At 49.7% G+C, this 13319-nt stretch carries 9 protein-coding genes; 4 read left to right on the plus strand and 5 right to left on the minus strand.

The window, feature by feature from the left end; genetic code table 11:
- Nucleotide 1: 1 nt before the first annotated feature.
- The 4 genes from crtI to P2H89_RS27045 all read right to left on the minus strand — a co-directional run bounded on the left by crtI (nucleotide 2) and on the right by P2H89_RS27045 (nucleotide 4316).
- Nucleotides 2–1471: a phytoene desaturase family protein gene (gene crtI, locus P2H89_RS27030; RefSeq protein ID WP_275832987.1), complete on the minus strand. Its 1470-nt coding sequence runs from the start codon at nucleotides 1469–1471 to the stop codon at nucleotides 2–4.
- Nucleotides 1472–1537: 66 nt separating this feature from the next.
- Nucleotides 1538–2293, minus strand: a complete 756-nt coding sequence (locus tag P2H89_RS27035; protein WP_275832989.1) for a LytTR family DNA-binding domain-containing protein — start codon at nucleotides 2291–2293, stop codon at nucleotides 1538–1540.
- Nucleotides 2294–2297: 4 nt separating this feature from the next.
- Nucleotides 2298–3326: a histidine kinase gene (locus P2H89_RS27040; RefSeq protein ID WP_275832991.1), complete on the minus strand. Its 1029-nt coding sequence runs from the start codon at nucleotides 3324–3326 to the stop codon at nucleotides 2298–2300.
- A gap of 21 nt (nucleotides 3327–3347) precedes the next feature.
- Nucleotides 3348–4316 (minus strand): fasciclin domain-containing protein, encoded by a 969-nt coding sequence (locus P2H89_RS27045; protein ID WP_275832993.1) that lies wholly within the window; start codon nucleotides 4314–4316, stop codon nucleotides 3348–3350.
- Nucleotides 4317–4746: 430 nt separating this feature from the next.
- Between P2H89_RS27045 and P2H89_RS27050 the strand changes: the two genes are divergently transcribed.
- The 4 genes from P2H89_RS27050 (at nucleotide 4747) to P2H89_RS27065 (ending at nucleotide 9891) form a co-directional block, all read left to right on the plus strand.
- The gene (locus tag P2H89_RS27050; RefSeq protein WP_275832995.1) at nucleotides 4747–5625 is read left to right on the plus strand and encodes a MerR family transcriptional regulator; all 879 of its coding nucleotides are present in this window, start codon (nucleotides 4747–4749) and stop codon (nucleotides 5623–5625) included.
- 285 nt (nucleotides 5626–5910) lie between these two features.
- The gene (locus P2H89_RS27055; RefSeq protein WP_275832996.1) at nucleotides 5911–6408 is read left to right on the plus strand and encodes a hypothetical protein; all 498 of its coding nucleotides are present in this window, start codon (nucleotides 5911–5913) and stop codon (nucleotides 6406–6408) included.
- A gap of 283 nt (nucleotides 6409–6691) precedes the next feature.
- The gene (locus tag P2H89_RS27060) at nucleotides 6692–7942 is read left to right on the plus strand and encodes an SGNH/GDSL hydrolase family protein (protein ID WP_275832998.1); all 1251 of its coding nucleotides are present in this window, start codon (nucleotides 6692–6694) and stop codon (nucleotides 7940–7942) included.
- A gap of 593 nt (nucleotides 7943–8535) precedes the next feature.
- The gene (locus P2H89_RS27065) at nucleotides 8536–9891 is read left to right on the plus strand and encodes a hypothetical protein (RefSeq protein ID WP_275833000.1); all 1356 of its coding nucleotides are present in this window, start codon (nucleotides 8536–8538) and stop codon (nucleotides 9889–9891) included.
- A 65-nt stretch (nucleotides 9892–9956) separates the two neighbouring features.
- Here the strand turns inward: P2H89_RS27065 and P2H89_RS27070 are convergent, their stop codons facing one another.
- Nucleotides 9957–13208: a gliding motility-associated C-terminal domain-containing protein gene (locus P2H89_RS27070; protein WP_275833002.1), complete on the minus strand. Its 3252-nt coding sequence runs from the start codon at nucleotides 13206–13208 to the stop codon at nucleotides 9957–9959.
- Nucleotides 13209–13319 lie beyond the last annotated feature (111 nt).

Below are 13319 nucleotides of genomic sequence, written 5' to 3' on the forward strand. Positions count from 1 at the left end.
TTTAAACAGTTTTAAGGTGATTAATTTCAGTGGCTGCTATTTTTCCGGAAATGATGGAGGGTGGTACGCCTGGCCCGGGCACGGTGAGTTGTCCGGTATAATAAAGGTTCGATAGTTTCCTGTTCCTGATGGCGGGTTTTCGCACCGCTGTTTGCGACCAGGTATTGGCCAGTCCATAGGCGTTGCCGCCATAAGCATGGTAGTCGCGCCTGAAATCCTGCAGGCAATAACTCAGTTTGTAATCGAGCTTTTGCAACAGGTCGTTGGTTCCTGTGAGCTTTTCAAGGCGACCTACCATTTGATGTAAATACTGCTCCCTTTTTTCTTCTTTGTCTTCGAGGTCTGTAGCCAGCGGCATCAGCAAAAACAAATTCTCGTGATCCTTTGGCGCCACACTGTGATCTGTTTTCGATGGGCAACAGACATAGAACAGTGGTTGTGTGGGCCATTTTTTGTTTTGGTAGATCTCGTCGAGGTGTACGTCGAGGTCGTTTTCAAAGAAGAGGTTGTGGTGCTGCAGGTTCGGTAATACTTCGGTGCATCCCAGGTAATAGATCAGTGCCGACGGTGCAAAGGTTTTGCTTTCCCAATAGATTGCGGAGTAATTGCGCTGGTCGGGTGGCAAGAGGGTCTCCGTATGGTGGTAGTCGGACGACGCTATCACTGCATCAAAACGGTGTTCCTCTCCATTGACAGTGAGCGAATCTATTTTGTTCCCTTTCGTCCTGATCTCCTCCACCTTATGGTGAAAATGAAACCTGGCTCCCTGACGCCTGCCTATTTGCTCCATGGCGCGTATCAATTCATAAAAGCCGCCCATCGGATACCAGGTTCCTAGCGCATAACCACCGTAGTTCATCAAGCTGTACAAGGCCGGTATTTTTTCGGGAGAAGCGCCTAAAAAGATCACCGGAAACTCCATAAGCGCAATGAGCCGGGGGTGCGAAAAATACCTTTTCACATATTTGCGAAAGTTGGTAAGCAGATCAAGTTTCAGCACGCTGGCGCCTATTTGCGGGGATACAAATTCCCACCAGGAATGGCAGGGTTTGTTGATAAAGGAGTTCATCGCCACTTTGTATTTGTACCCGGCAGCGTCCATAAAAGCATCCAGCCTTTTGCCCGCGCCCGGCTCCAACGTCTCGAACAGGCGCTTCATTTCATCGTAATGCCGCGGCATATCGAGGGTACCGTCTTTAAAGATCATTTTGAACTGTGGGTCGAGGGGGACAAGGTCGTAAAATGATTTTCTGCTGCAACCAAAGTCGTGGAAGAATTGGTCAATGACATCGGGCATCCAGTACCAGCTGGGGCCCATGTCGAATGTATAGCCATTGTTGGTTACGAATTGGCGGGCGCGGCCTCCGGGTGTTGCATGCTGTTCAAACACGTGTACCTCATGGCCTGCTTTTGCCGCGTAGGCCGCGGCAGAAAGTCCCGATATACCTGCTCCGATTATTCCGATCTTCATGGTGATCCTGTTGCTGTTGTAGAATGTGCTAGGAATGATTCCTGGTCCGATTGTCATTGGCGCCGTCTAGGATTCAGCCCATGCCCTGAACTCTGCCACCCGCTCCCTGCTGATGATAAAATCTTCCTGGGATTGTGCGCCCCTGAGGGAAAGCTTAAGCCGGCTGTTCATGTAGGGCTTTATATACTCGATGGCAGTGTATCGAACGATGTAGCGCCGGTTGAGCCGGAAAAACAGCCTGGGATTCAACTGCTGTTCCAGCTTTTCGAGTGTGTAATCGATCAGGTACCTCACGCCCTGATCGTCGGTGAGGTAAACGATCTTGTTATCGGCCTGGAAGAAGGATATATTTTCCGTGTTCACGAATTGCAATCGCTGACCAATGCGTGCAAGAAAGCGCGTTTTGTATTGATCGTCGGCCGCCTGTTGTACCCGTGGCAATACCTGTTGGTAATCTATTTGCGGCGCGATGATCTGCTTGTACTTGTTGAGGGCGGCCGACAAGGCTTCGGCCGTTACCGGCTTCAGGATATAATCGATGCTGAACAGCCGGAAGGCTTCCATGGCATACTGGTCGTAGGCGGTGGTGAAAACGACGGGGCCACGGTAATCGATGCGCTTGAATATTTCGAAGCTATGTCCGTCCGACAGCTGGATATCGGACAATATGAGATGGGGTGCGGCATGCTGCTGTAACCACACGATCGTTTCCTCTACGCTTTCCGTAAAATGTATATCTGTGATCGCCGGGTCGTACTGACCGATCATCAGCTGCAGGCGTTTTGCTGCGAGTATTTCATCTTCTACAATGAGTAGTCTCATATGATCAGTTTAGTTGCAATAAAGGCAGGGTCACCTCAAATACATCGCGCGTTTTATGGATGGAGATCTGCCGGCCGCAGATCATTTCATAGCGCTGCGCGATATTGTTGAGGCCGATCCTGTTCGATTGTTCTACCGAACGGCGCGGTTGACGGTTGTTGCGTACCACCAGGGCTTCGGCGCCTACTGTCAGCACTTCAATGTGCAGCGGGCTGGTGCGCGAAATGACGTTGTGTTTAATGGCATTTTCTATCAGCATTTGCAAGGCCACCGGTATAATGTAGCGGGCATTGTACTGAGCGGGTATACCAATATGAACCTGCAGCCCTTCGGGATACCGCTGTTGCAGGAGGTATACATAAGGTTTGATGAATGCCAGTTCTTTTTCCAGTTCCACCAGTTCAATATCCTGTGTATTGAGAATGTACCGGTACACCTTGGAGAATTCTTCGATAAAGCGATTGGCGCGTGGGTTGTCTTTGATGACCATGCCCGACAGCACATTGAGGTTGTTGAACAGGAAGTGCGGATTGACTTGGCTTTTGATCGCCTGCAGCTGCGCCTGGGCATTGATCCGCTTCAATTCTTCTGCTTCCGTCAGTTTGTTCTTGTACTCGCCAAAAAAATACAGGATCGTGTTCAGTAAATGGAAGAACAAGGTGATGAGACCAGCATAGATGAGGTTTAGTTTAATGGGCATTTCGAGGACTGTCCAAGTGTATCCATAGATCCACAGGCCTATAGTGTAAACGACGGCTATGGCGCCTGCGCAAGAGGCCGCCATGCCGGTAAGGAAAAAGGTAGCCAGGTACCACCCCCGGCGTTTGCCGGGGGGATGCCATCGCTGCACCGGTATTTCCAACAACCGATTAGACTCCCAGCTCATCCAGGTGATCAACAAAATGGTCAGCAAGGCATGGTACCAGGCTACCCGGATATTAAAGTAGTAGTATACCTCACACAGTTCGGTATTGATAAACGCATACAGGGCGAGTAATGCGATAAACAGGTATCTGTAGCGGTGTGTAAACATCTTGTAAATAGGGCAGGTGTGTTAGGGAAGCAAAACCCGGTCGATAACATGCACCACGCCATTGGTCGTTACTATATCGGTTGTTATAATATTTGAAGCTTCCATATTACCCGTACCCTTCACTTTGGCGCCTCCCGACAGGGTGATGGTTAGCTTACCGCCGCCGGCCGTGGTGGGTTGTGCGCCTTCGGTGAGGTCGGATGAAAAGACCCGTGCTGCCACCACATGGTAGAGCAGGATCGGTTTTAAGGCATTGGGATCGGCGACCTGGATGGAGGCGATCGTTGGAAAGCCGGCATTGATGAAAGCCTGGTTGGTGGGCGCAAATACCGTAAGCGGGCCCGGACCAGTTAGTGCATTGATAATGTCGGAACCGGCGCGTTGTACTGCAGCGACGAGGTAGGTGAAGTTGGGTGCTGCGGCAGCCGTTTGCACGATATTGCCGGCCGGCGGCAGCAATACGCGATCTATCACGTGTATAACCCCATTGGTAGCCGCTACATCGGCTTTTACCACCTTGACGCCATTAATGTATACGCCGCTGCTGTTGCGGGTAGCGAAAGCCTGTTTACCCCCCAGCGTAGTGATGGCTGCATTGGGACCGGCCGGTACATCGGCTGCTTTGACTGTCGATGTCAATACGTGGTACTGCAAAACGGCGGTGAGCAAAGCAACGCCCTCTGCATCAAGTGCCTTGATCTTCGCTTCCGTATCGAGGTCCGGCGTACCGTCGCCGTTGATGTCCAGTTTTTTGAAGGCGGCATCGTTGGGGGCAAAGACGGTGAGGTTGGCGGTGGTGGCCAGGGTGTTGGCCAGTCCGGCTTTCACTACCGCGGCCTCCAGGAGCGTTAGTTGCGGATCGTTGACGACTGTTTCCGTAATGTTCTTCAGTACTGGTTGATCGTCGTCCTTTTTACAGGCCGTTGTTGCCAGAGCGACCATAGCGGCGGCTACAAGCATGTAATTACGTAGTGGTTGGTTAAACTTCATAAAGGAATTTTTTAAGCGTGATCTAAATGGTGTGACCATTCATTAACAGCCTAAACTTTGCCGGATCAGGAGTCGGGGGAGTCAAGTCCCGGAAAACCGGAGTGAACTGTTGAATTGTTATTGCGCCCGGCTTCCTGCTTCCTGTTGCTCGATCGATCGTTCTTTGCGTTTGGCGATTATGCTCTACAGATTCCCCCAAAAGAAACAGCCTGGTACTTTGGGCACCGGAATGGGTGATTTATTTTGTTCAACAAATTTAAGAAAAAGTTGAACAAAATAATGATCTATTTTTACTTCCTTTGTGGGGTGATTGGGGCTGCGGCCACACCATTTGCCGAATGTTGTTGTGCCTGAAGGGGTAGGAGGTGACCCGGATCGGTCGGGAGTAATTAGAAGCGGCATTCCAACAGTCGTTATATTTGCCGACGGTATGAAATTCTATCACATATCAGAACTTGAGCAATTATCGGGCATCAAAGCGCCTACGATCAGGGTTTGGGAGCGGCGGTATAACCTGATCAGCCCCGACCGTACCGACACGAACATCCGCCGGTACGATGACCGGCAGGTGCGCAAGTTGCTGCATGTAGCCACCCTTTTATCGAACGGTTATAAGATATCCAGGATCGCGGCGCTGGACGAGGATGATCTGCATGCTATGGTGTTGGGCCTGCAGGGCGATGCTACGCCTGAAGGGGCCGTGGCAGAGCCATTTATCAACGAACTGGTATTGTCGATGCTGGCCTTCGATGAGGCGGCATTTGAAAAGACCTATGCAGCAGCAGTTAAGCGATTTGGCTTGTTTGAGGCCATGTTGCAGGTCATCTATCCACTGTTGCAGAAGATCGGGATCATGTGGTCGACCGAGGATGCCATGCCGGTGCAGGAACATTTTGCTTCGTCTGTAGTAAGGCGGAAGCTGATGGCAGCCACCGATGCTTTGACGATCAAAAGGAAGCGTCGTAAAAAGTTCATCCTGTTACTGCCGCCGGGTGAGTGGCATGAGATCGGGCTGTTGTTTGCCAATTTCCTGATCCGTTCGCACGAAATAGAGACGGTTTACCTGGGTCAAAATGTTCCTTACGAGCAGGTGAGTGCTATTTTGGCGAAGACCGCGATAACACATGTGCTATTATTCTTCATAACGCGTCCTGCCAGCGACGACGTGTCGCTCCTGCGGAAAACAATGGGACTTTCACGCGAACTGCCCTTGCTGGTGGCTGGAAGTCCGGAAGCGACCTCCTCGTTGCGCCTGAATAGTTCAACTTTTTTGTTGCAAAGTCCTCATGACCTCCTGAAGTACCTGTAAGGATTGCCCGCTGTTGAGCCCGGGGCCGACCTTTTTATTTTTTCCATCTTGTAAAGTTTTAATCATGAATAAGTAATCGCGATCCTGGTGAACGTGCGATTCAATGATACGGTTGGCGGATAGATGGCAACGATATGGCAAGTATATGGGAATGATATGGGCGCATTGTTTTCTATCGAGAAAAAGTCTGTTGGGTCGGTTAGGTTTTGATACATCGTTGTGTTATAAATAGCGGGAGGCGCAGCTCGATATTTCAGGCAGCAAAAAGCGCAGGCAATCATGCTGATGAAGGATACAAGCGCCTCCTTTCTGCCCCAGGAAGATTGGCTGTCTTTCGCGGCGAAGGAAAGTGATGCAGATGAGATTATGGGGAATAAGTTGTCATTTGACCTCCAATACCCCCAAGCTCCGGTTCCTTTTCATATTGATTATGTAGATGAGCAAGACCCTTTAAGTCCGCTACTGAACAATACATTAAACCTGCAGTTGGATTGGGACAGAGTAGGATTGCTGCGCCCGATGCTGAATTACTCTTTGGAAGAATCATTCCGGGAAATGGCAGTAGCGTTGAAAAAGAATAGGGTTGCCGTAAAGGATGATTGGTTATTGTATTGGATCGATGTCGACGGGATGGACAGTGCCAATGAGCTATCCTTTTACGAAAAAGTGCTCAAACGTGCAGTAAAAGCAAACTTTTCAAATCGTCCGGAGATACTCAGGAAGTTTGCTGAATACTGTTTTAAAGAGCCCGGGAAACGAAAGTGGTTGTGTAGTCTTCTGTAAGGAGAAAAGGGCTGGCGCCCTTAATTGAACATACGTAACGGCGCTGCCGGCAGCGCTTTGCTTCGCGACTGTGCTTTCCTTACGGAAAAAGCGTCGGGTTAAAGTCGTTTGTATTCAATACTGGTTACATGAGCTGGTCGTTTTGATCAGTTCAGCATCTATTCTGCTAAGCGGGTCGTTATCAATGGAAGGAATATTTAGCTTTGTCGCATACTCCGGGTAGTGATCGTGTTCACTCCAATTCCTATTCATCTTCATTTTATTTATTTCTAATCACATTTACATGAAGCAGTTGTACTTTATGTGCCTGTGCCTATTGGCATGCACTACAGGCATTTCTCAAGGTTTTAAGATGGTAGCGATTGGTTCCTCTACGACTGCCGGTACCGGTGCCTGGCCCCCGGAAAGTTCGTGGGTGGGCCGGTTCATTCAATATTACAAGATCCAACAGGGCATTGCGAGCGATGTTTATAATTTGGGGTCTCCGGGTGCTACCTGTTATCGTGGTATGCCCGGCAGTTATACGCCACCTCCTTTCCGGGAGGCCCCGGATCCTGCCAGGAATGTAACCAAAGCCGTTCAGTTATTGGCCGGTTTGCCCGATCCTGCTCAAGGGGTCATCATCGTTGGATATCCTAGCAATGGTTATTATGATTTTACCATTCCCGAGATCATGCAATGCCTGCAGGTTATCTATGACTCTGCCACGCGGTTGGGCAACCGGTGTTTCATCAGCACTACGCAACCGCGGACTGATGGTGGTTTTGGTACTTCGGTCATGAAGAGAAAGTTTGCGGATATCAAGGATTCGATCATCAACCGATTTGGCACTGCTCACACCATTAACTTCTGGGATGGTTTTATCAACCCGGCCGATAGCACCATCAAGCCTGAGTTTTCGGCAGGTGATAATGTACACATGAACAACGATGGCCACCAGCTGTTGTTTGAACGGGTGAAAGCTGCGAATGTATTCGGCGCATCGCTGCCTGTCAGGCTGTATGCTTTTTCTGCCAGTTTGAAGAATGACAAGGTTTGTGTACAATGGACCGCGGCGCATGATGCGGCAAACGATGTATTTGATATAGAGCGAAGCGTTAACGGCATTCACTTTGAATCGCTGGGCCGCGTATCCGTAGACAAGGAAGCCGGCAAACAATCTTATACGTTTTGGGACGGGCATCCGGTTCCCGGCAACAATTATTACAGGATTGGCTTTCTCAATACTGCCTATCAGAAAGAATATTCAAAGCTGGCATTGGTCAAACTGGCGGCGCCATCCTTTAAACTGGATAAGCTGTCTGCCGTTCCTGCAGCGCAATCGCTACACCTGGAGGTTAAGGTAGATGCCCTGCAGATGATCGATATCACTATCGCAAACGCTGCGGGTGTCATACTGCAACGTAAACAGGTTTCGGTAAAACCGGGATCTAATACGCTCCGCGTACCGCATGCTTTTTTGCAGCGGGGGGTGTATCACGTACGATTGGTTAGTGACCGGGGAACCGCTGACACCCGGTCGATCGTCTATTAATTAACGGCTTTTCTTTGGCTTTTCTAGTATGCCCTGCTTCGGCGGAGCTTATTTTTTATATAGTTTGAATATTCACGACAGATCGGCCTTAGCTCCGGAACCGGGCCGCGATTGTCCCGCATAAGAGAACATTGAACGGTTAAAACAGTAGCAGGTTTCGTAACTGTTTCAAGGTCATTAGCCACTTGGTTGCCTCCTTAATGGGCAAAAAAGGACTTTTATTTCTCCCTGCTTTGATGGATCTTCATCCTATCTATCCCTCTGGCAAAACGTTTGTTCTATCACGCCCGGTTCTAACTTGCAAAGGACTTAAGAATTATAACAACAGAATCGACTCCTGCTTCTACTTTCAATACCGCTGGCTCACTTATCGGAACGCTTCAGGCCTATTCGTTGATCCTTTTTTGTTTTCGGTTGTACAATCATCATGTATCTTCTTTGAAATCGGGTGGGCTATCAATTTACTAACCGTTAAGGTCGACAACGGTACAAGTTTCTGGTGCATTCATCTTACCTGGTTGGAATTTCTTACTTCCATTCCTGTCCTTGCCCCTATGCCTTTTCCTATTTCTTAACCCAAAAAATCATACATCATGAAACTACCATTACTACGTAGTAGCCGATCAACTTGTTTGTTGGTGATTTTTCTGCTCGGTTTGTTATATGGCTGCGTGAAACATGATCCGCCTCCCCACTCACCCAATGCCAGCGATGAAAGCGCCGCTGTTGTGTATGACTGGTATAAATTGATAGCAGGAATTCAACTGTATTCAAACCCGCAACCCCCGGTATTAAAGAACTTCAGAGATTTTGGTTTTGCAGGTGTAGGTCTGTATGAAGCAGTACAGCCAGGTATTGATGGAGCAGTGAGTTTATCTTCCCAACTTTACCAAATGCCAGCGATGCCTGAAGCAGAAAAAAACAAACATTATCTATGGTCCGCCAGCGCCAATGCTGTGCTACCCAGTTTGTTTAAAAGACTTTTAACTGGCCTCACCGACGCCAATAGAGCCAGTATTGATTCGCTTGAAAAGTTGTATAACGAGCGGTTCAAGTTGTACGCATCGGAGGCTGTTATCGCCCGATCGCAGGCCTTTGGGAGATCCATTGCCGATGTTATTTATAACTGGTCAACAACTGATAATTTCAACCTTTCGAGCGTGGGTTATACACTGCCTGTTTGTGCCAGTTGCTGGGTACTCGTGCCACCCGCACCCAGCCCGGTAGGCCCTTTTTTAGGGAAGTCAAGACCATTCCTGTCCTATAGCCTCACGGCTGGTGCACCCCCGCTGCCTTTTCCCTATTCAGAAGACCCCGGATCTGCATTTTATAAAGAGGCAAAAGGAGTGTATGATATCGGGAAAGCATTAACGCCGGAACAAAAGATAATTCCACCCTGGTGGGCCGATGCCGGTGGCCCGGGCGTTGGTGTTGCTGCGGGTGCCCATATTCTTTCCATTATAACCTGGGTATTGGAAAAGAAGAAAGCAAGGCTGGGAGAAGTTGCCCAGATTTATGCCAAATCCTCGATTGCTTTTAAGGATGCTCCTGTTATCATCTGGAAAGGTAAATACGATGTTAACCTACTTCGGCCTATTACCTATATCAACCGGATTATTGATCCGGCCTGGACGAGCTTTTTACCCAATCCTCCTTACCCTGATTATCCTTCCGGACTTGTCGCATTATATGCGTCTTCACTTCAGGTATTGAAAAGGGCATATGGCGACATACCGGTTACGGACATAACGTATGTATGGAGGGGTTCAGGTACCCGCAAGTACGCGTCTATTTCGCAATTGGTGAACGAAGCTGGTTTTTCCAGGGTATTAGCTGGCATCCACTACCAGTTTACACAGGATATAACAGTGAAACTCGCGAAGGAATTGGGCAATGAAATAGCCGACATCAACTTAGTGGGACCATGGGGGCACAATAAATCAGACTAAGTGATGTACCCCCTGTCCGTGCCGCGGCAGGTATTTGCCTGACAGGCCGTTAGGAATACGTCAGTTTACCGGATCAGCACAAAATTGCCCCTGTCTTTGATGATGACCCCCAGGAGATCTTTTCCTTCGGCGATCCATACATAGGTGCCGGCTGGTTGCAATACACCTCTCCAGCTGCCATCCCAGGCTGCATCCGGTCTGCTGCTTTCAAAGACCAATTGGCCCCAACGGTTATAGATCCTGAAGTAGGTCAGTTGAATATGTCCCATATACCGTACGGCAAGTTGGTCGTTGACGCGGTCGTTGTTGGGCGTAAAGGCATTGGGTATAGTGAAATAGGATTTGTCGACCACCTTGATCGAAACGCGGGCCAACGGGCTGAGGCAGGTGCCCAGCGACTGCTGCACATAGTAGACGATATCTGCCGGCACGGTGGTAATAGTAAAATTGCCCGTTTGATTCTGTTGACTCAACGCAGACGCGGATACGTCTGTAAATAATTTATAGGTACCCGATGAAGGATTCTTAGCCGTCAGGGTTGCCTGGGCATGCCGGGGAATAATAATATCGTCGTATTGGGGAGCCGGCAGGTTTTGGTCGGTATTGCCGATGGTAAACGGCCTGGATTGAACGGTACAGGTGCCGCCATCGGTTACTTGTAAGTGATAAGTGCCGGCGGGCATCTTTTGCAATGAAGGAGTATTGCCGGTTATTGGCGCATCCTTCTCATCAAACCAGGCATAGGTAGTGGGGGAAGCCAGTCCGCTTATCTTCAGGGAAGAGATTGATCCTTCCTGCTGATTGCACTTATCGTCTTTAATAGACAGGGCCGTATAGTCGAAGGTAGGCTTGGGTTGCACTTTCACCGAGGTGGTGAATATCTTCAGTTCACATTGATTGAGGTCGGTAGCAAATAGCTGGTAAGTGCCACCGGGCAGGTTGTTAATAGCATGTCCGTTGCCCATGTTGGTCCCGGTGCCCGCATCTACCCACCGGAATGTGTAACCTGTGGGGCTTTTGCTAAATGCCTGTACGCTGATTGATCCATCAGGCTGGGCGCAGAATCCGTCCTTTGTGGTGAACCGGGCCACCGTGATGGGATCAAACGACGTGAGTGCGGTCACGGTGAATGGCCGAATGATGGTATCACAAGAGCCCTGGTCCTTGAACTTAAAGCGATAGGTGCCTGCGGGTACATTTGAGAGCGTATAGCCGGTGCTCACGGGTTGGTTGTCCGCATTTACCCATTGGGTGAATGGTGTTCCGGTTACGTTCGATGCAGTGATGCCGGTAATGCTGCCGTTGGCTTCACCGCAGGTGGTGGGCGTTATCTGCAGGGCACTGGTATTGAGTGATGGGCCGTTTTGATTGATGAGCACATAGGTAGGCGATACCGCTGTGCACCCAACGGTTAAGTCTGTTGCGTAAAAGGTGTATTTTCCGGCAGGAAGTTGATAAATATCTACCTGATTACCGACGACCTGTCCCAGTTCGTTTTTCCATTCCAGCTTCGAGTAAAGGGTGTTTTCTATCCGTAAATCGTACAGGGACCCGTTGGTCAAACCGCAGGAAGGCTGCACAATATAGGGATCCCGGATAAATCTTGGCGATACATCCTGCAATGTGATGCTCGTACCTATATTCATGATACAAGTGCCGCCATGTACTGCGTAGAGCACGTATTCGCCGGGGCCGGCATTCACCAGGTCTCTCGCTTTGCTCACCGTGTCGCCCGTTCTCAGGTTGATCCAGAAATAAGATTCCGCACCCTCAGTGGTGATCCCGGTGATGCTTCCGTTATTCATTCCGCAAACCGGGTTCTTAATTTTCTGTGCCTTATGATCGAAGGTGGGAAAGGAGAACATACTGGTATAGCCATTTTTGGTGGCTGTGGCGATCACGGTGCCGGTAATGGGGGCTGAGTAGGTCCAGTTGCCGGCCGCGTCCGACTGCAAGGTGGTAATATATACTTTTCCTTCGCAGGCAGAACATTCGTCGTCGTAGTAGAGGTCTATCCGGGCGTTGGGCGTAGCCCGTCCGGTGACACTGGTGGGCGTAGTATTGTCAACCTGGGCAAAAGGAACCCTGCCATAATCGTCTGTGATGCCTACGGTAGACATGACCGATGAATTACAGATAAATATATTCTTGAGTATGGTTATGGGGCCTGAATTATAGATACCGATGGCACCGCCGGCAAATCCCGGCTTCTTATTGAGGAAGTAATTGGCGTTGGCCGGATCGTCGCCGCCGATGAGGCCTCCGCCGGTGGAGCCGATGACCAGTTTGCCGCCATGTGTGCGATAATCATAAATGAACTTATTCCTCAAAATGATCAGGGAATCGCTAATGTGGTGGATGCTGGCATCATTGGGGATGTCGTTGTCGAGCAATTCAACCCGGTAGTCGGCCAGGTAGTCCATACTCCAGTTCACGGGGTTGTTGCGGCTTCGGCCAATATTGATGTACCTGTCCCAGAAGTCGTAGGTGTCTACGATGGTTACCTTATCGAAATTGCGCGCAAAAATATTGTGCTGGATCCTGATGAGGCCATTGCCGGTGGCGTTTTTGGAGTCGATACTTATAGCCCTTTTCCTGTTTCCAAAGATATTCCCATCGGCGGGCTGCGGTCCACCGATATAGATGTTTTTTACACTGGCAAAGGTGATGCAGGCTTCGCTGGATAATACCACGTCGTCGATGTCGACTGCGGGCGACTCATAGAATTTTGTTTGTCCCAGGTAATTGGAACGGATGGTGATATCGGAACAACCTTCGGAATTGGAATAGATGGCATGTACGCAGCCGGTGATCACATTGCCTTTACCTGCAGCACCGATCACGATGTTGGATGACTTAATGATGTTGACCCCGTATAAGTCGTTGGAGCGGTAGGGGCCTCCAAATATACCCTGCCAATAGCCGTAATAAATGTGGAGGCCGTACAGTTGTACGTTCTGCGCGTTCTCGATCTTTAGCATGGAGAAGAAGGGGGCGTGGGTGGTTTTGCGCAGGCAGATCTTCGCGTCGGTGGTGCCGTAAGTGGCTCCGGGCTGGGTGGTGCCGTCTATGACCAGGTTGGAGCTAAGGGCCGGCAGTTCATTGATCAGCTCGATGACGCGCGCGTTATAGTTGGGTTCAGGAATGTTGAAATGAATATAATCGGTGACCGCCGTTCCGTTGGCATTGGCTTTTTCGATGGCGTCGCGGAGGGTTCCGGGGCCACTATCTGCACTGGAGGTTACGACAAAGGTGTCGGCAAAGGATAGGTGAAACGAAAAAACGCATACCAGCAAGGTAAAAACAAGCGGTTTCAAAGGCATTGAGGGGTTTGGAAGATAAATGTACTGAATTTTCTGGTTTGCGCCTAGTTGCCCGGTTGGTCGAAGCGGTTAAGCTAATGCGCTAGCTGGCATTTGTAAATCAGG

Source organism: Paraflavitalea sp. CAU 1676, from assembly GCF_029223285.1.
Lineage (GTDB): Bacteria > Bacteroidota > Bacteroidia > Chitinophagales > Chitinophagaceae > Paraflavitalea.

Excerpts from the sequence above, each read along its gene's own strand:
- crtI (WP_275832987.1), bottom strand. The coding sequence starts at position 1,471 with ATGAAGATCGGAATAATCGGAGCAGGTATATCGGGACTTTCTGCCGCG.
- P2H89_RS27035 (WP_275832989.1), bottom strand. The coding sequence starts at position 2,293 with ATGAGACTACTCATTGTAGAAGATGAAATACTCGCAGCAAAACGCCTG.
- P2H89_RS27040 (WP_275832991.1), bottom strand. The coding sequence starts at position 3,326 with ATGTTTACACACCGCTACAGATACCTGTTTATCGCATTACTCGCCCTG.
- P2H89_RS27045 (WP_275832993.1), bottom strand. The coding sequence starts at position 4,316 with ATGAAGTTTAACCAACCACTACGTAATTACATGCTTGTAGCCGCCGCT.
- P2H89_RS27050 (WP_275832995.1), top strand. The coding sequence starts at position 4,747 with ATGAAATTCTATCACATATCAGAACTTGAGCAATTATCGGGCATCAAA.
- P2H89_RS27055 (WP_275832996.1), top strand. The coding sequence starts at position 5,911 with ATGAAGGATACAAGCGCCTCCTTTCTGCCCCAGGAAGATTGGCTGTCT.
- P2H89_RS27060 (WP_275832998.1), top strand. The coding sequence starts at position 6,692 with ATGAAGCAGTTGTACTTTATGTGCCTGTGCCTATTGGCATGCACTACA.
- P2H89_RS27065 (WP_275833000.1), top strand. The coding sequence starts at position 8,536 with ATGAAACTACCATTACTACGTAGTAGCCGATCAACTTGTTTGTTGGTG.